The organism is Streptomyces sp. NPDC004610, assembly GCF_040609715.1.
Taxonomy (GTDB): Bacteria; Actinomycetota; Actinomycetes; order Streptomycetales; family Streptomycetaceae; genus Streptomyces.
Genome location: NZ_JBEXLA010000023.1, coordinates 1 through 18,546 on the forward strand (window position 1 = coordinate 1; position 18,546 = coordinate 18,546).

Consider the following 18,546-nt stretch of genomic DNA (forward strand, 5'->3'; position numbering starts at 1 on the left):
AACCCGCTACGACAAGACCGCCGAGTCCTACCAGGCAGCCGTCACCCTCGCATCGCTCCTGATGTGGGCGTGACAATTGAAGACAACTCCTAGGACGCGTGGGGCGGTGGCCAGGGATCGCCCCAGTCGGCGTCCCGGGCGGCCTTGTAGAGATCACCGTGGCGCTTGGTCACGGTGATCCGCCCGAGCCGCTCCTCCCGCTCGCACAGATCGAGCAGCACCTGCCCCTTGCGGAGCTGCGGCTTGCGCACGACCCGCGCGGGCGCGGGCCCGTTCGGGAACCGGGTGGCGGCGACGTACGAGAACTTCTCGTCCTCGTACGCCAGCGAGCCGCCCTTGATCTGGCGGTGCAGGGAGGAGCGGCTGACCCGGGCCGCGAAGTGGCACCAGTCGGTGCCGGGCACGATCGGGCATCCGGCGCTGTGCGGACAGGGCGCGGCGATCCGGAACCCGGCGCCGATCAGCCGCTCCCGGGCGGCGAGGATCCGCTCGTAACCGTCGGGGGTACCGGGCTCGACCACGACGACGGCCTGCCCGGCGGAGGCGGCGGCGTCGACGACGGCGGCACGGGCCTCCTCGGTCAGCTCCCCGAGCACATAGGAGACGGTGACGAGATCGGCGGGTTCGACACCGAGCCCGGCACCGATCCGGGCGCGCTCCCAGCGGGCGGCGCGCAGCTCCGGGCGGGCGGCGGCGAGTTCCCGGCCGAGGGCGAGGGCGGGTTCGGCCCAGTCGAGCACGGTGACCGGCCGGGTGCCGTCCCAGGTCGCGCTGACCGCCCAGGTGGCGGCGCCGGTCCCCCCACCGATGTCGAGATGCGACCCGGGCGTCCACTCCGGCACGGCATCGGCGAACTCCCCGAGCGCCGCACTGACGGCCGCGAAGGTGGCGGGCATCCGATAAGCGGCATAGGCGACCACATCGGCCCGATCCCGCAACACCGGCGCATCGGTGGGCGTCCGCCCCCGGTACACACCGATCAGCCGCTCCACCGCCCGCCCGGCCTCCCGCGACGGCACCCCGTCCAGCATCCCGGCCAGCACCCCACGAAGCGACTCACCCACAGACCCACCAACGTTCACCCCAAGATTCTCTCAGCCCACAACACCACCCCCGAACACCCCCGGCAAAGGGGCGCTGGGGGTACCCCCTCTGGGGGAGGAACTGCGCACCCAGCCACACCCCACCCGCACCCCGAAGACAACCCTCACCACCCACCCCCCCTCAGGGGCGCGGGGAACTGCGCGACAAGCCCCCACGCACCCGCACCCCAAAAACAACCCCCACCACCCACCCCCCTCAGGGGCGCGGGGAACTGCGCAACCACCCCCCACCCACCCGCACCCCGAAAACAACCCCTCACCCACCCCGAACCGCCCGAGCCAACCGCGTCCCCGCGGCAGCGCGCGGCCGACTGTCCAACCCCTTCCGCACCGGATGCACCGTATTCGCCAGCAACACCAAAAACGTGTCCGTCGCCGCGTCCAGCACCACCGACGTCCCCGTGAACCCGGTGTGCCCCGCGGCCCCCCGCCCCGCCAGCTCCCCCATGAACCACGCCTGGTCGAGGGCGAAGCCCAGCCCCGGCGGGGTGAACAGCAGCTCCACGAATCCCGGCCCCAGAATCCGGGCGGGCCCATACGCGCCGCCCGCCAGCAGCGTCCGGCACAGCACCGCCAGATCCCGCCCAGTGGAGAACAGCCCCGCGTGCCCCGCGACCCCGCCGAGCGCCCACGCGTTCTCGTCGTGGACGACCCCCCGCAGCATCCCCCGGTCCGCCTTGGCCCACGGCCGCCGCTGGTCCTCCGTGGCGGCAGCCCCCGCGCACGGCCCGAACCCCGTGCCGGTCATCCCGAGCGGCCGGGTGATCCCGTCCCGGACGAGGATGTCGAGCCCGCGCCCGGAGACCCGTTCCAGGATCTGCTGGAGAACCAGCATGTTCAGATCGGAGTACCGGTACTCCCCCACCGGCCCGACCGGCGCCTGCGCCCGCAGCAGGGCCCGCCGCTCCGCCGCGTCCGCGCAGTCGTACAGCGGGGCGTCGGGGCGGAGCCCGGAGGTGTGGGTGAGGAGGTGGCGGACGGTCACCCCGTGCCGGGCGAGGGCGCGGTACTCGGGCAGATACGCGCCCACCCGGGCGTCGATCCCGAGGGTGCGGCGCTCGATCTGCTGGACCGCGGCGACCGCCGTGCAGAGCTTGGTGAGGGAGGCCACGTCGAAGGGGGTGGCGAGGGTCATCGGGATCTGGCGGTCGGGCGGGAGTTCGACGCCCCGCCGGGTCTCGGGGTCGTAGGCCGCGTACCGGACGGCCAGTCCGGCGGCCTCCCGGACCGCGACGACCGGGCCGCGCCCGGCGACGACGACCGCGCCGGGCGCCCAGGGGTGCTCGCCCCGGGTGAGGTCGCGCACCTCCCGCACCAGCAGGGCGATCTCGGCGGGGTCGAGCCCGGCCCGCTCGGGGCTGCCGTCGCGCAGGCGCGGCGCGCTCAGCGCCCCTCCCCCGCCGCCCCGGTCCGCTCCCCCGCTCCCCCGTTCCGCGCGCTCCACGGACGGCACATACCCGCGAAGCAGGCCGCGGCCACCAGCGCCGCCGCCAACTGGACGACGGCCATCGGGACGGCGGTGTGCTCCCCGGCGACCCCGACCAGCGGCGAGGCGATGGCGCCGATCAGGAAGGACGACGTACCGAGCAGCGCGGAGGCGGAACCGGCCGCGTGCTTGACCCGGAGCAGGGCGAGGGTCTGGGTGTTGGGCAGGGCGATGCCCATGGCGGACATCAGCACGAACAGCCCGGCGGCCACCGGCACGAGCCCGACCTCGCCGAACACCCCCGTGGTCATCAGCAGCAGCGCGGCCGACGCGGCGATGATGACCGCCAGGCCGACGGCCGTCACCCGCTCCAGCGGCACCCGCCCGACCAGCACCCGCCCGTTGATCTGCCCGCAGATCACCAGCCCGATGGAGTTGAGGCCGAAGAGCAGGCTGTAGGTCTGCGGGGAGGCGCCGTAGATCTCCTGGACGACGAACGGGGAGGCGGCGATGTAGGCGAAGAGGGAGGCGAAGGCGAAGCCGCCGGTGAGCATGTAGCCGGTGAAGGGCAGATCGCCGAGGAGGCCGCGCATCGCGCGCAGCGCCTCACCGATCCCGCCCGCGTGGCGCTCGGCGGGCGGCAGGGTCTCGGGCAGCCGGGCCCAGACGACGAGCGCGAGCAGCACCCCGACGACGGCCAGGGCGACGAAGACGCCCCGCCAGTCCGTCCCCCGCAGGATCTGCGCGCCGATCAGCGGCGCGATGATGGGGGCGACCCCGGAGATCAGCATCAGCGTGGAGAAGAACCGGGCCATGGCGACCCCGTCGTACAGATCGCGGACGACGGCCCGCGCGATGACGATCCCGGAGGCCCCGGCGAGGCCCTGGGCCAGCCGGAACGCCACCAGCGTCTCGATATTGGGCGCGACCGCGCACAGCGCGGTGGCCACGACGTACACCGCGAGGCCGATGAGGAGGGGGCGGCGGCGGCCCCAGCGGTCGCTCATCGGGCCGACGATCAGCTGGCCGAGGGCCATACCGGCGAGGCAGGCGGTGAGGGTGAGCTGGACGGTCGCGGCGGGCGCGTGCAGGGAGTCGGTGACCTCCGGGAGGGCCGGGAGGTACATGTCCATGGCCAGCGGGGGCGTGGCGGTGAGTCCACCGAGGATCAGGGTGACCAGCAGCCCGGTCCGGCGGGCGGCACGGACGGGCGACCGCGGGTCGGGCGCGGTCGCCTTGGTCAGATCCGGTATGTGTGCCCGGCTGTCGGGCATGTCGGGTCCCCTCCCTAGGTGTGCGGTTCCGAACCTATGCTCTCAGCTCGAACGGAGTGTCCGGGGCGACCGGGGTTCCACCGGGAACGGCCGGGGTGAGGAGCGAGCGGCGATGACGGCTGACGAGGGCGGCGGCGTGCGGTGGGGGATTCTGGCGACCGGGGGGATCGCCGCCGCGTTCACCGCGGACCTGATCGATCTGCCGGAGGCGGAGGTGGTGGCGGTCGCTTCCCGCTCCGAGGACTCCGCGCGGGCGTTCGCGGAACGCTTCGGGATCGCGCGGGCGTACGGCGACTGGGCCGCGCTCGCCGCCGACGAGGACGTGGACGTGGTGTACGTGGCCACCCCGCACTCGGCGCACCGGGCGGCGGCCGGGATGTGTCTGGCGGCGGGGCGGAACGTGCTGTGCGAGAAGGCGTTCACGCTGAACGCGCGCGAGGCCGGCGAACTGGCGGCGCTGGCGCGGGAGCACGACCGCTTCCTGATGGAGGCGATGTGGATGTACTGCCATCCGCTGGTGCGGCGGCTGAAGGCGCTGGTGGACGACGGGGCGATCGGCGCGGTGCGCACGGTGCACGCCGATTTCGGGCTGGCCGGCCCGTTCCCGCCGTCGCACCGGCTGCGCGACCCGGCGCAGGGCGGGGGCGCGCTGCTGGATCTCGGGGTGTACCCGGTGTCGTTCGCGCAGTTGCTGCTCGGCGAGCCGGACGGGGTCACGGCGAGCGCGGTCCGCTCCGAGGAGGGCGTGGACCTCCAGACGGGCGCGGTGCTGACCTGGGCGGGCGGGGCGCTGGCCGCGCTGCACTGCTCGCTGGTCGGCGCGACGGGCACCACGGCGTCGGTGACGGGGTCGGCGGGCCGGATCGACGTACCGGACGGGTTCTTCCACCCGGAGCGGTTCGTGCTGCACCGCGCGGGCCGCGACCCGGAGGAGTTCGTCCTCGACCCGGCGGACGGCCCGCGCTCCACCTTGCGGCACGAGGCCCGCGAGGTGATGCGCGCCCTGCGGGCCGGTGAGAAGGAGTCCCCGCTCGTCCCGCTGGACGGCACCCTCGCGGTGATGCGGACGCTGGACACGATCCGCGACCGGATCGGCGTCCGCTACCCGGGCGAGACGGTCTGACCGCGACCGGACCACCACCCGACCCTCGATTTCCGCATGGCGGACTATAAATTCCGCACGCGGGGCTCCGGGCCGTCATCGATCCCGTAGCCTGCGGCTCCATGGATGCCAAGAACACCGAGGACCACCCGGAGCAGGAGCAGGAGCAGGTGCGGGAGCAGGTAGAGGCGCAGGCGGAGCGCTCGGGCGGGTCACGGGTCGCGATCGTGACCGGCGCGGGCTCCGGGATCGGTCGCGCGGTCGCCGTCGAACTGCTGCGCTCCGGCTGGTCGGTGGCGCTGGCCGGGCGGCGGCCCGGGACCCTGGAGGAGACGGCGGCGCTGGTGCCGGGCGCGGACCCGCTCGTCGTCCGCACGGATGTGGCCCGGCAGGAGGACGTGACCGCACTGTTCGCGGCGGTCCTCGGCCGCCATGGCCGCCTGGACCTGCTGTTCAACAACGCCGGCACCTTCGGTCCGGGCGGGGTGCCGGTCGAGGAACTGTCCTACGACGCCTGGCGGCATGTGGTGGACACCAACCTCAACGGGGCGTTCCTGTGCGCCCAGGCCGCCTACCGGCAGATGAAGGAGCAGGATCCCCGGGGCGGCCGGATCATCAACAACGGCTCGATCAGCGCCCACACCCCGCGCCCCCGCTCGGCCGCCTACACCGCCACCAAGCACGCCCTCACCGGCCTCACCAAGGCCCTGTCCCTGGACGGCCGTCCGTACGGGATCGCCGTCTCGCAGATCGACATCGGCAACGCGGCCACCGACATGACCGCCCGGATGCAGTCGGGGGTGCTCCAGGCCGACGGCTCGGTGGCGCCGGAACCGGTGATGGACGCGGCCGATGTGGCCCGGACCGTACGGCACATGGCGGAACTGCCGCTGGAGGCGAACATGCAGTTCGTGACGGTGCTGGCGACGGGGATGCCGTTCATCGGGCGCGGCTGAGCGCCCGCCCGGGGCCCGCTTCACCCGCCGTACAAGTGGAGTTATCCGGTCCGCGGCATTGCGGCCCCTGACGCACCTGTGCTCAACTTCCCTCCACCAGAGCTTCACACTTGGGGGTCGGGGCTTCCGAGGCCCGCTCCCAGGGGGCGCTTTCCGCGGCCCACTCCGAGGGGGGAGGCGGCCGTCCCGCGGCCCGGAAGGGGGTGGACCTCGCGAGGGACCGCGAGGGACGCACCGGCCCGCGGGACGGCCGCGCCAATTCCGGAAGCCTGATCGCCGGTTACGCCTGCCCCGTCTCGAAGCGGGAGATGTGGCGGCCGTCCGGTGCCACCACGAAGCTCCACCGGGTGCGCATCTCGCCCCAGGTGTCGTTGCGGTAGCGGGCCACCAGGGAGCGCCCGCTGTCCGATTCGACGTCCAGATGGCCGTGGGAGGAGAAGATCTCCCGGTCGATCCAGTCGTCGAGGTCCCGGTCGGAACCGTCGTCCGACATGGTCGCGCCGGGGGTGAGCAGCGCCATGAAGGCGTCCCGGTCATGGGCGTTCACGGCGGTGACGAACGCGCGGACGGCCGGATCGCTGAGCTTGGCGGTCTGAATCGTCATACCGGCCAGCCTCACACCGCGCGCGGGGCCCCGCCACCCGGCCCTTACCCCCCTCCCCTGTGCGCCCGCCACCCGATCGGCCCTCCAGGACGCGGCGGCGCCCCCGCCGCGATGCCACGGTGATCGGAAGCGCCGTCCTTGGAGGCGCCCTCCTCGGACGCGCCCTGCTTGGACGCGCACTGCTGGACGCGCCCTGCTGGACAGGCCCTGCTGGATGAGCCCCCCTGGACGCGACCGCCCCGCCGACGCCGACTCGCTCGCCAACCCCCCGACCCACCGACCCACCGACCCGCCCCGGGAGCCACCGTGACCTGTGCCGACCGACGTGATCTGGGCCTGCTCCTGCTCCGGCTGTCCACCGGCGGGGTGCTGGCCGCCCATGGCGCCCAGAAACTGCTCGGCTGGTTCGGCGGCCACGGCATCGAGGGCACCGGCCTGTACATGGAGTCCGTCGGCTACCGTCCCGGCCGTGCCAGCGCCGTCGCCGCGGGTCTGGCGGAGGCGGGCGGCGGCACCCTGCTGGCGCTCGGCCTGGCGACCCCGGCCGCGGGCGCGGCGGCGGCCGGGGCGATGACGGGCGCGGCGGCCGTGCACGCCCCCCACGGCTTCTTCGCCCAGGAGGGCGGCTTCGAGTACCCCGTCGCCCTCGGCCTGGCCGCGACCGGTCTCGCCGTCGCCGGCCCCGGGCGACTGTCCCTGGACCACGCCCTCGGCCACGCCCTGAACCGCGGCTGGATGGTCCCGGCCGCGCTGGGGGTGACGGCGGCGGCGACGGCCGTGGTGGTCGGACTGCGGGCGCGGCGGCTGCGCCAGGAGGTGACGGGCGGGCAGGAGGCCCTGTTCGACGAGGAACAGGCACTGTCCTCCTGAGCACCACCCCACCTCATCCCACCCCTTGATCATACAATCACTCTTAGTCGTCAAAAGATTACCGGCTGTCGTCCCGGGCACCTTCGAAGTGAGGAACTCGGGGTTCGGGGAAGGGGGTTGGTCGTCCGTGGGGTCGCACTTATGGCTGCGCCGGATGGCCTATCCCGTGCTGCTGCTGGCGACCTTCGTCACTCCCGCGGCGGCCCTCGCGCTCGATCTCGACCGCGCCCCGACGACCACGGTGTTCCAGTACGGCGTCATCGGCTATCTGGTGCTCCTGGAGCATCTGATCCCCTATGACCGCTCCTGGAACCCCACCCGCCGCGAATGGGGCTGGTACGGGGTCTACTTCGTCCTCACCGCGATCGGCAGCATCACCGCGCAGTTGCTGGTGGACGCCCTGGTCTCGGTGCTCTCCCCGGCCGAGCCGGCGCTCCCTGCGGCCGTCGAGATCCCCTGCGCGCTGCTGGTGGGATCGCTGGCCAGCTACACGGTGCACCGCCTGGGCCACACCAACCGCTGGCTGTGGCGGCTGCACGGCGTCCACCATGTGCCGGAGAAGGTCAATGTGGCCAACAACGGCGTCAACCATGTGCTGGACGTGCTGTTCGCGCAGACCGGGGTGCAACTGGCCCTGAGCCTGCTGGGGTTCTCCCGGGACACGGTGTTCGTGGTCGGCCTCTTCGTGATCACCCAGGGCTATTTCATCCACGCGAACATCGATGTGCGGCTGGGCCGGCTCAACCACTGGCTGGCGGGTCCGGAGCAGCACCGGCTGCACCACAGCACCGATCTGTCGGAGGCCGGTCACTACGGTTCGGATCTCGCCGTGTGGGACCGAATATTCGGCAGCTACACCTGGTGTCCGGACCGCAGACCCCGTGCGGTGGGCCTGAGCGACCCGACGTCCTTCCCCAGGACCGAGGCCGTGCTCAGCAGCCACACCCAGGCCCTGCGGGGCCCGGTGCGCTGACCCCGCGCCCTTCCGGAACCCGCTGACCGGCTCCGGACCACGCGGCCCGCCCCGGCCCCCGGCCCGAACCGGACCACCAGGCCCCTCCACCGTGCCGTCCGCACGACGCGGCGACCGCCTGTCGCCCGCGCGCCCCCGTACGGCCACCATCCGCCCGGCCCCCGGCCGGGTCGTCGCCCTGCCCTTTCCCCCGTGTCCGCGCGTGCCGCTCACGCGCTCACACCATGACAGACCTAGGACTCGGCCATGTCCCACCCCTCGCCCGCCGTCCCCCGCGACAAGATCGCGATCATCGGAATCGGCTGCCGCCTGCCCGGCGGCGCCAGCGACCACCGCGCCTTCTGGCAGAACCTGGTCGACGGCAGAGACTGCATCACGGCGACGCCCCCGGACCGCTACGACACGGCGACCCTGGGCAGCCGGGACAAGGCCACCCCGGGACGGCTGGTCGGCGGACGCGGCGGGTACATCGACGGGTTCGACGAGTTCGACCCGGCCTTCTTCGGCATCAGCCCGCGCGAGGCCGCCCATATGGACCCGCAGCAGCGCAAGTTGCTGGAGGTGTCCTGGGAGGCGCTGGAGGACGGCGGACAGCGGCCCGGTGAGCTGGCGGGCACCGATGTCGGGGTGTTCGTCGGCGCGTTCACCCTGGACTACAAGATCCTCCAGTTCGCCGACCTCGGCTTCGAGACCCTGGCCGCGCACACCGCGACCGGCACGATGATGACGATGGTGTCGAACCGGATCTCGTACTGCTTCGACTTCCGCGGCCCCAGTGTCTCGCTGGACACGGCGTGCAGTTCCTCGCTGGTGGCGGTGCATCTGGCCTGCCAGAGCCTGAGCCGGGGCGAGAGCGGTCTCGCGCTGGCCGGCGGCACCCTGCTGCACATGGCGCCGCAGTACACCATCGCCGAGACCAAGGGCGGTTTCCTCTCCCCCGAGGGCCGCTCCCGCACCTTCGACGCGTCGGCGGACGGCTATGTGCGCGCCGAGGGCGTGGGCATCGTCGCCCTGAAGCGGCTGGACGACGCCCTGCGCGACGGCGACCCGATCCACGCCGTGATCACCGGCAGCGGCGTCAACCAGGACGGCCGGACCAACGGCATCACCGTGCCCAGTGCCGACGCGCAGGTCGCGCTGATCGAGCGGGTGTGCGCGGAGGCCGGGGTGGTGCCGGGCAGCCTCCAGTACGTGGAGGCGCACGGGACGTCGACGCCGGTCGGGGATCCCATCGAGGCGGGGGCGCTGGGGCGGGCGCTGGCCATCGGGCGGGAGCCGGGCGCCGAGTGCTATGTGGGGTCGGTCAAGACCAACATCGGGCACACCGAGTCGGCGGCCGGGATCGCCGGGCTGATCAAGACCGCGCTGGCCCTTGAGCACCGGACCATCCCGCCGCACATCAATCTGGAGCAGCTCAACCCGGCGATCGACGCGGACGCCCTGCCGTTCCGCATCCCGACCCGGGCGGTCGAGTGGCCCGAGCACGAGGGGCCCGCGCGGGCCGGGGTGAACTCCTTCGGGTTCGGCGGGACGAACGCGCATGTGCTGCTGGAGGCGGCACCGGAGCGAGGGGAGCGACCGGAGCCCGACGGGACGCCCGGGGTCGCGGAAGCGTCCGGGACTGCCTGGGCCGTCGGGGCTGCTGGGGCCTCTGGAATCGGTGGGGCCTCTGGAATCGGCGGGGTCACCGGGGCCGCCGGGACGGTCGGAGCCCGCGGGGCCGCCGAGACCCCTGGGACCGCCGAGGCACCCGGAATCCCCGGGGCCGCCGAGACCCTCGGGACCGCCAGGACCGCCGAGACCCGCAGGGCCGCCGAGGCCCTCGGCACCCCCAGGACCGCCGAGACCCCCGAGACCGCTGGGACCGCCGGGACCGCTGGGCCCCCCGGGACCACCGAGACCGCCGAGACCACCGAGACCGCCGAGACCACCGAGACCGCCGAGACCGCCGAGACCGCCGGAAACACCGAACCCCCCGGCGCCACCAAGGCGACCGGAGTCTCCGAGACCCCCGGAACCCCCGACACCCCCAGCACCCCCGGAACCCCTGGCACCCCCAGCACCCCCACCTTCTCGCTGCTCCCCCTCACCACCCGTGATCCGGAGCTGCTCGCCGAGGCCGCCGCCGGGATCCGGGACGAGTTGGCGGGGGGCGCGGCGCTGACCGATGTGGCGTTCACGCTCGCCCGGCGCCGGGAGCATCTGGACGCGCGCCTCGCCGTGGTGCACGACACGCCGGAGGTGCTGGCGGAGGCGCTGGGAGCCGCCGCGCGCGGGGAGGCGCACCCGGGGCTGGTGACCGGGCAGCGGCGGGCCGATCCGCGGCTGGTGTGGGTGTTCACCGGGATGGGGCCGCAGTGGTGGGCGATGGGCCGGGAGCTGTTCGCGACCGAGCCGGTCTACCGGGCGGCGGTCGAGGAGTGCGACCGGGAGATCCGGGAGCTGACCGGCTGGTCGCTGGTGGAGGAGCTGGCCGCCGACGAGGCCGACTCGCGGATGGCGGAGACCTGGCTCGCCCAGCCCGCCAACTTCGCCGTCCAGGTGGGCCTCGCCGCGCTGTGGCGCAGCCGGGGCGTGCGGCCGGACGCGATCGTCGGGCACAGCACCGGTGAGGTGGCCGCGTTCCACGAGGCCGGGGTCTACACCCTGCGGGAGGCGTGCACGGTCGTCGTGCACCGCAGCCGGCTCCAGCAGAAGCTGGTGGGCACCGGGGCGATGCTGGCGGTGAGCCTGTCGGAGGAGGAGGCGCAGCGGCTCGTCGCGCCGTACGCGGACCGGGTGTCGGTGGCGGCCGTGAACAGCCCGACCGCGATCACCCTGGCCGGGGACGAGGCGGCACTCGGGGAGCTGGCGGAGGCGCTGCGGCTGAGGGATGTGTTCGCCAAGTTCCTCGCCGTGCGGGTGCCGTACCACAGCCCTCGGATGGACCCGATCAAGGAGGAGTTGCTGGCGTCGCTGGCCGGGCTTGAGCCGGGGCGGGCGCGGGTGCCGCTGTATCTGACCGGAGGGCTGGCCGCGGCGGCGCAGGGGCGGGCCGAGGGGCCCGAGCTGGACGCGGACTACTGGTGGCGCAATGTGCGTGACAGCGTGCGGTTCCGGGACGCGGTGGACCGGCTGGTCGGGGACGGGTTCGGGCTGTTCCTGGAGATCGGGCCGCACCCGGTGCTGGGGCACTCCATCGCCGAGTGCCTGACGGCGGCCGGGGCCGAGGGGCGCAGTGTGCCGTCGATCCGGCGGCAGGAGGGCGAGCGGGAGCGGTTCGCCCTGGGGCTGGCCGCGCTGCACACCCTGGGGGTGGACATCGACTGGGCGGCGCTGCACCCGCGCGGGCGGGTCGTCCCGCTGCCGCGCTACCCGTGGCGGCGCGACCGGCACTGGACCGAGCCGAAGGCCGTCGAGCAGATCCGGCTCGGCAGGCGGACGCATCCGCTGCTGGGGCGGCGGATGGCGACGGCCGAGCCGGTCTGGGAGGCGCGGCTCGATGTCGAGGCGCTGCCGTATCTGGACGATCACCGGATCCAGGGCAACGCGCTGTTCCCGGCGGCCGGTTATGTGGAGATGGCGACGCAGGCGGTGCGGGCGCTGACCGGCGGCGGTGAGGCGGTGATCGCCGACGTGGAGCTGCGCAAGGCGCTGTTCCTGCCGTCGCAGGGGGCGGCGAGCGCCGGTGTGCAGCTGTCGTTCTCGCCGCAGGACGCCGGGTTCACGGTGGCGAGCGGGTCCGGCGAGGAGGGCCGGGAGCCGTCGGTGCACGCGCGCGGGGTGGTGCGGACCGGGCAGCGCGCGGCGGGCGCGCGGGCGCTGGACACCGAGGCCGTGCGGGCGCGCGGTGTGCGGCGGCTGACGGGCGCCGAGTGCTATGCGGCGCTGGCGGAGCTGGGCTACCACTACGGTCCGGCGTTCCAGGGCATCGAGGAGGTGTGGATCGGGCCCGGTGAGGCGCTGGCCCGGATCCGGCCCACCGCGCCGATCGGGGCCGACGCGGCCGGGCACCATATGCATCCGGTGCTGCTGGACTCCTGCTTCCAGACGTTGCTGACCCCGCAGTTGCTGGCGGGCTCGGGCGGTTCGGGCGGGATCCGGCTGCCGCTGTCGATCGCCGAGGTGCGGATGGCGGCGGTCGGCGACCGCGTGATCTGGGCGCACGCGGTCGTGACCCGCGAGGACGGCGGCGAACTCACCGGTGACATCGCTGTCCACGACGAGGAGGGCGCCCCGCTGGGCCGGGTGAGCGGCTTCCGGGCGGCCGATGTGGAGCGGGCGTCGGCGGCGGTGAGCGTGAGCACCGTCGACTCCTGGCTGGCGGACGTCGGCTGGGTGGAGCGGCCCCGGGAGCCGGAGGCGGCGCGGGGCGCCCCGCGCTGTCTGCTGCTGGCCGACGCGCACGGCGTGGCCGACGCGCTGGCCGCGGAGATCGCCGACCGAGGCGGCCACTGCCACCTGGTCCGCCCCGGTGCGGCCTATCACCTGGCCGGGGACGGGCGGGAGTCGACGGTGCGGCCGGGGTCGGCGGAGGATCTGCGGCGGCTGTTCGCGGAGCTGGCGGCGGCCGGGGCGGGCCCGTACGACGAGGTCGTGCATCTGTGGTCGCTGGATCTGCCCGCGCTGGACGCGGCGGGCGGCGCCGAGGAGCTGCGGGAGGCGTCCGGCGCCACCGGCTACTCGCTGGTCGCGCTCGCCCAGGCCCTGACCGGGGGCCGGCTGCACATCGTCACCCGGGGCACCCAGGCGGTGCGGCCCGGCGATCCGGTGGAGCCGGTGGGCGCCCCGGCGTGGGGCGTCGGCCGGGTGCTGTGGCAGCAGGAGCTCACCGCCCGGCGCGGGCGCCTGATCGACCTCGACCCGGTGGCCGGGGACCCGCGCGCGGAGGCGGCGGCGCTGCTGCGGGAGCTGACCGGCACCGACGGCGAGGACGAGATCGCGGTGCGCGGCGAGCGGCGGTTCACCAGCCGACTCGCGCCCGTCGAGGGGCTGACCCGGCCGCTGCCGCTGCGGCTGCGGGCCGACGGGGCGTATCTGGTGACCGGCGCGTTCGGCGCGCTGGGGCGGCTGCTGTGCCGGGCGCTGGTGGGCTGGGGGGCGCGGCGGCTGATCCTGGTCGGCCGGACCCGGCTGCCGGAGCGGTCCGCGTGGCGGGACACCGACCCCGACTCGGCGACCGGCCGGGCCGTGGCCTTCGTACGGGAGCTGGAGGCGCTCGGGGCGCAGCCGGTGCTCGCGCCGCTGGATGTGGCGGACGAGGCGGCGCTCGCCGGGTGGCTGGCGGAGTACCGGCGGCTGGAGTCGCCGCCGGTGCGCGGGGTGTTCCATCTGGCGGGGCAGGTGCGGGACACCCTGCTGCCGGAGATGGACCGGGAGACGTTCGCCGCCGTGCACGACCCGAAGGTGGCCGGCGCGTACGCCCTGCACCGGCAGTTCGCGGACGAACCGCTGGACCACTTCGTGCTGTTCTCGTCCATCGCCTCGCTGCTGACCACCGCCGGGCAGACCAACTACGCGGCGGGCAACGCCTTCCTGGACGCGCTGGCCCAGCACCGGCGCTCGCGCGGGCTGCCCGGCCTCAGCCTCGACTGGGGGCCCTGGGCGACCGGCATGGTCGAGGAACTCGGGCTGGTCGAGCACTACCGGGTGAACCGCGGCATGAGTTCGCTGTCGCCGGACGCGGGAATGGCCGTCCTGGAGCGGGTGATCGGGCAGGACCGGGCACAGTTGCTGGTGGCGACGGTGGTGGACTGGCCGGTGTTCCTGGCCTGGTATCCGGTGGAGCCGCCGCTGGTCGGGGAGCTGGCCGCCGCCGGGGGCGGGGCGGGCGCCGGGGCCGGGGGTGAGCACGGCGGGTTCCTGGACGCGTTCCGGGGAGCCGGGGAGCCGGAGCGGCGGGCGCTGGTCGCCGAGCGGTTCACGGCCGTCGTCGCGGGCGTGCTGCGGGTGCCCGCCGAGCGGGTGGAGCCGTCGGCGGCGCTGGGCGCGCTGGGGCTGGACTCGCTGCTGGCGATGGAGCTGCGCTCCCGGATCCACGCCGAACTGGGGCTCGCGCTGCCGGTCGTCACCCTGCTGGGGGCGGCGCCGGTCGCGGAGCTGGTCGGGCGGCTGCACGAGGGGCTCGCGGAGCTGGTCGCCGAGGGCGCGCAGGAGGGGATCGGCGCCGAGGTCGAGCTGTTCGAGGACGAGGCGCGGCATCCGCTGACCCAGAACCAGAAGGCCCTGTGGTTCCTGAAGCAGCTCAACCCCGACGGGTTCGCCTACAACATCGGCGGCGCGGTCGAGGTGCGGGTGGCGCTGGACCCGGAGCTGATGTTCGAGGCGTTCCGCACCCTCGTCGCCCGGCATCCGAGCCTGCGGGCCACCTTCGTCCCCGAGGAGGGGCGGCCGGTGCAGCGGGTGGCGCCCGCCGCCGAGGCCGCCGCCCGCGCGGACACCGCGCTGTTCGATGTGGAGGGCATGGCCTGGGACGACATCCACGCGCTGATCGTGCGCGAGTACCGCGAGCCGTACGACCTGGAGCGGGATCCGCTGGTGCGGCTGCGGCTGCTGCGCCGGGCCGATGACCGGTGGGTGCTGATGAAGGCCGTCCACCACATCGTCTCGGACGCCATCTCGACGTTCACCTTCATCGAGGAACTCCTCGCGGTCTACGAGGCGCTGCGCCGGGGCCGGTCCCTGGAGCTGCCCCCGCCGGCCGCCCGCTATCTGGACTTCCTCAACTGGCAGAACCGCTTCCTGGCGGGCCCGGAGGCGCGCCGGATGCTGGACTACTGGAAGGCGCACCTCCCGGCCGAGGTGCCGGTCCTGGACCTGCCCACCGACAAGCCCCGCCCCCCGGTGCAGACCCACAACGGGGCGTCGGAGTTCTTCGTGCTGGACGAGGAGCTGAGCGCCCGGGTCCATGAGCTGGCCCGCGAGCACCAGGTGACGGTGTTCATGGTGCTGATCAGCGCCTACTACGTGCTGCTGCACCGCTACTCCGGGCAGGACGACATCATCGTCGGCAGCCCGGTCACCGGCCGCACCCAGGAGGAGTTCTCCTCCGTGTACGGCTACTTCGTCAATCCGCTGCCGCTCCATGTGCACCTGGGCGACGGGCCGACCGTCGAGCAGCTGCTGGCGCGGGTGCGGGAGGTGGTGCTCGGCGGGCTCGACAACCAGGAGTATCCGTTCGTGCTGCTGGTGGAGGAGCTGGGGCTCCAGCACGACCCGAGCCGCTCGGCGGTGTTCCAGGCGATGTTCATCCTGCTCACCCACAAGGTGGCCACCCAGAAGTACGGCTACCGCCTGGAGTACATCGAACTCCCGGAGGAGGAGGGCCAGTTCGATCTGACGCTGTCGGTGTACGAGGACGAGGCGGACCGGCGCTTCCACTGCGTCTTCAAGTACAACACCGACCTGTTCGAGCCGGAGACCATGCGCCGGCTGTCCACGCACTACGTCCAGGTCCTGGACGCCCTCACCCGCGCGCCGGGCGCGCACCCGGCGGATCGGCTCCAGCTTCTCGCCGCGCCCGAGCGGCGGCGGATCCTCGGGGAGTGGAGCGGCGCCGGGCGCCGGGCCGCCGGTCCCGGGGTGCCGGTGCACGAGCTGATCGGGCGGGTCGCCGCCGAACACCCGGAGTCCCTCGCGGTCCGGATGCCCGCCGAGGACGGCGGCGCCCGGCTGACCTACGGCGATCTCGACATCCGCAGCCGCCGTGCGGCCGGGCGGCTGCGCGCGCTGGGGGTGGGCGAGGGCGCGGTGGTCGCGGTCTGCATGGCGAAGTCGCCGGAGCTGATCGTGACGCTGCTGGCGGTGTGGCGGGCGGGCGGCGCGTATCTGCCGCTCGACCCGGGCAACCCGGCCGACCGGCTGGCGTCCCTGGTGGAGCAGACCGGGGCGGCGCTCGTGGTGGTCGACGCGGCGGGCGGCGAGCGGCTGGCCGGACGGCCGTACACAGAGCTGTGCGCCCCGGCGGACGGGCCGGACGACGGCGCGGTGGAGCCGACCGTCTCCCTCGACAGCCCCGCCTATGTCATCCACACCTCCGGCTCCACCGGGACGCCCAAGGCGGTCCGGGTCAGCCACCGCAATCTGGCCGCCGCCTACGCCGCCTGGCACGAGGCGTACCGGCTCGGGGACGAGGTGCGGGTCCATCTCCAGATGGCGGGCCCGGCGTTCGATGTCTTCACCGGTGATCTGGTGCGCGCCCTGTGCTCGGGCGGGACCCTGGTGCCGGTCGGCCGGGAGCTGCTGTTCCACACCGGCCGGCTGTACGCGGCGATGCGCGCGGAGGGTGTGGACGGCGCGGAGTTCGTCCCGGCCGTGGTGCGGGCGCTGCTGGCGCACTGCGAGCGCGAGGGCCTCGGGCTGGACTTCCTGCGGCTGCTGGCGGTCGGCTCGGACACCTGGACGGTCGCCGAGTACGAGCGGCTGCGCGCCCTGTGCGGCCCGGACACCCGGGTGGTCAATTCCTACGGCCTGACCGAGGCGACCATCGACACCACCTGGTTCGAGGGCCCCGCCGACGGCCTGGAACCCGGCCGGATGGTGCCGATCGGACGCCCCTTCCCGGGCGCCGAGGTGTACGTCCTGGACCGGCACGGCGAGCCGGTGCCGCCCGGTGTCGCGGGCGAGCTGTGGATCGGCGGGGCCGGGGTCGCCCTCGGCTATCTCGGCGACGCCGCGCAGACCGCCGACCGCTTCACCGTCCGTGAGCTGGACGGGCGCCCGGTGCGGCTGTACCGGACCGGGGACCTGGCCCGCTGGGACACCGGCGGCACCATCCATCTGCTGGGCCGGGCCGACTCCCAGGTCAAGGTCGCCGGGCACCGGGTGGAGCCGGGCGAGATCGAGTCCCAGCTCGCCCGCAGGCCCGAGCTGGAGCGGGCGGTGGTGGTGGTCCGGCCGGACGCCCTCGGCGAGAACACCCTGTGCGCGTACGGGGTCGCCGCGCCCGGTCACCGGCTGGACTGGCGGGAGCTGCGCCGGGACCTCGGTGAGCGGCTGCCGACCTATCTGATCCCGTCCTCCTTCACCGAGTTGCCCGCGCTGCCGCTCACCGCCAACGGCAAGGTGGATGTGGCGGCGCTGCCCGAGCCCCGGTTCGTCACCGGCGAGGAGGCGCACGAGCCGCCGGTCACCCTGTACGAGACCCGTACCGCCGAGCTGTGGCGGACGCTGCTGTCCCTGGAGTCGCCGGGGCTCCAGGACGACTTCTTCGAGGCGGGCGGCAGTTCCATCAAGCTGATCGAGCTGATCCACGGGCTGCGCGGCGCGTTCGGGGTGGATGTCCCGGTCAGCCGGCTGTTCCAGGTGACGACCCTGCACGGCATGGCCCGTACGGTCGAGGACATCGTCACCGGGCGGCTGCCGGGCTCCCAGCCCTATCTGACCTTCCACCGGGACCACCGGGGCGCAAGGGAGCCGGTGTTCTGCTTCCCGCCCGCCGGGGGCCACGGCCTGGTGTACCGGCGGCTCGCGGAGCAGCTCCCCGAGTACGAGGTGATCGCGTTCAACTATCTCGCCGGGGACGGCAAGGTGGCGCGGTACGCCGATCTGGTCGAGGCGCTGCGCCCGATCGGCCGGTGCGCGCTGCTGGGCTACTCGCTGGGCGGCAATCTGGCCTTCGAGGTGGCCAAGGAGCTGGAGCGGCGCGGGCGCGAGGTCTGCGACGTGGTGATTCTCGACTCGTACCGGATCGACGCCGGGTTCACCCCGGGGCCGGAGCATCTCGCGGCCTTCGAGCAGGAGCTGAGCGAGCATCTGCGCAAGCACACCGGCTCGGACGCGGTGGCCCGCGAGACCCTGGAACAGGCCCGCGACTACATCGGGTTCAGCGGGCGCACCCCCAACACCGGCACGGTCGGGGCGCGGGTCACGGTGATCTCCGACGCGCTGAAGACCGCGTTCTACGCGGCCGGGGAGCGCGGCACCTGGCACGGCACGTCCACGGTCCGCACCGAGGTGCTGCGCGGCACCGGCGCCCACGCCGACATGCTGGACCCGGGGTGCGTGGAGCACAACGCGGGCCTGGTCCGGGAGGTGCTGACCGGCGCGGTGGTGGTCGAACCGGCACCGGAGCCACCGTACGAGCCCGCCGAACCCGCCGGGCCGGTGCGGCGGCCCGCCCGGCGCGGCCGGACCGCCCTGCCGGGCCCGCTGCCCCGTACCTCGGTGCTGGAGCAGCCACAGGCACCCCGCATCGAGCGCACCACGACACCGGCCCCGACAGCGACACCGACACCGACACCGGCGCCCACACCCACCGC

At 74.1% G+C, this 18,546-nt stretch carries 8 protein-coding genes and 1 pseudogene; 5 read left to right on the plus strand and 4 right to left on the minus strand.

The window, feature by feature from the left end; genetic code table 11:
- Window positions 1-89 precede the first annotated feature (89 nt).
- The 3 genes from ABZX40_RS24445 to ABZX40_RS24455 form a co-directional block, all read right to left on the minus strand.
- On the minus strand, window positions 90-1,031 hold the full coding sequence (locus ABZX40_RS24445; protein WP_355732148.1) for a small ribosomal subunit Rsm22 family protein: 942 nt from the start codon (window positions 1,029-1,031) through the stop codon (window positions 90-92).
- A gap of 328 nt (window positions 1,032-1,359) precedes the next feature.
- Entirely contained in the window at window positions 1,360-2,547 is a 1,188-nt protein-coding gene (locus ABZX40_RS24450) for a serine hydrolase domain-containing protein (RefSeq protein ID WP_355732118.1), read from the minus strand.
- Window positions 2,487-3,803, minus strand: a complete 1,317-nt coding sequence (locus ABZX40_RS24455; RefSeq protein WP_355732116.1) for a multidrug effflux MFS transporter — start codon at window positions 3,801-3,803, stop codon at window positions 2,487-2,489. Before ABZX40_RS24455 ends, ABZX40_RS24450 begins: the two co-directional genes overlap by 61 nt.
- A 112-nt stretch (window positions 3,804-3,915) precedes the next feature.
- On the opposite strand from ABZX40_RS24455, the gene ABZX40_RS24460 reads away from it, so the two are divergent.
- Both ABZX40_RS24460 and ABZX40_RS24465 read left to right on the plus strand, forming a co-directional pair.
- Window positions 3,916-4,926, plus strand: a complete 1,011-nt coding sequence (locus ABZX40_RS24460; RefSeq protein ID WP_355732114.1) for a Gfo/Idh/MocA family oxidoreductase — start codon at window positions 3,916-3,918, stop codon at window positions 4,924-4,926.
- A 101-nt stretch (window positions 4,927-5,027) separates the two neighbouring features.
- Window positions 5,028-5,861, plus strand: a complete 834-nt coding sequence (locus ABZX40_RS24465) for an SDR family oxidoreductase (RefSeq protein ID WP_355732112.1) — start codon at window positions 5,028-5,030, stop codon at window positions 5,859-5,861.
- Between the two features lie 280 nt (window positions 5,862-6,141).
- Here ABZX40_RS24465 and ABZX40_RS24470 read toward each other — a convergent pair whose 3' ends face one another.
- Window positions 6,142-6,465 carry a nuclear transport factor 2 family protein gene (locus ABZX40_RS24470; protein ID WP_355732110.1) on the minus strand — a complete coding sequence of 108 codons (324 nt, stop codon included), beginning with the start codon at window positions 6,463-6,465 and terminating at the stop codon, window positions 6,142-6,144.
- Between the two features lie 306 nt (window positions 6,466-6,771).
- Between ABZX40_RS24470 and ABZX40_RS24475 the strand changes: the two genes are divergently transcribed.
- From ABZX40_RS24475 to ABZX40_RS24485, 3 genes and pseudogenes are all read left to right on the plus strand, one after another.
- The gene (locus tag ABZX40_RS24475; protein ID WP_355732109.1) at window positions 6,772-7,335 is read left to right on the plus strand and encodes a DoxX family membrane protein; all 564 of its coding nucleotides are present in this window, start codon (window positions 6,772-6,774) and stop codon (window positions 7,333-7,335) included.
- Window positions 7,336-7,489: 154 nt separating this feature from the next.
- The gene (locus ABZX40_RS24480; RefSeq protein ID WP_355732146.1) at window positions 7,490-8,308 is read left to right on the plus strand and encodes a sterol desaturase family protein; all 819 of its coding nucleotides are present in this window, start codon (window positions 7,490-7,492) and stop codon (window positions 8,306-8,308) included.
- Between the two features lie 246 nt (window positions 8,309-8,554).
- Window positions 8,555-18,325, plus strand: a pseudogene (locus tag ABZX40_RS24485) (amino acid adenylation domain-containing protein); the annotation flags it as partial.
- Window positions 18,326-18,546 lie beyond the last annotated feature (221 nt).

Bases quoted from the DNA above. Each gene is read 5' to 3' on its own strand.
- ABZX40_RS24470 (WP_355732110.1), bottom strand. From the start codon at position 6,465: ATGACGATTCAGACCGCCAAGCTCAGCGATCCGGCCGTCCGCGCGTTC.
- ABZX40_RS24465 (WP_355732112.1), top strand. From the start codon at position 5,028: ATGGATGCCAAGAACACCGAGGACCACCCGGAGCAGGAGCAGGAGCAG.
- ABZX40_RS24455 (WP_355732116.1), bottom strand. From the start codon at position 3,803: ATGCCCGACAGCCGGGCACACATACCGGATCTGACCAAGGCGACCGCG.
- ABZX40_RS24460 (WP_355732114.1), top strand. From the start codon at position 3,916: ATGACGGCTGACGAGGGCGGCGGCGTGCGGTGGGGGATTCTGGCGACC.
- ABZX40_RS24445 (WP_355732148.1), bottom strand. From the start codon at position 1,031: ATGCTGGACGGGGTGCCGTCGCGGGAGGCCGGGCGGGCGGTGGAGCGG.
- ABZX40_RS24480 (WP_355732146.1), top strand. From the start codon at position 7,490: ATGGCCTATCCCGTGCTGCTGCTGGCGACCTTCGTCACTCCCGCGGCG.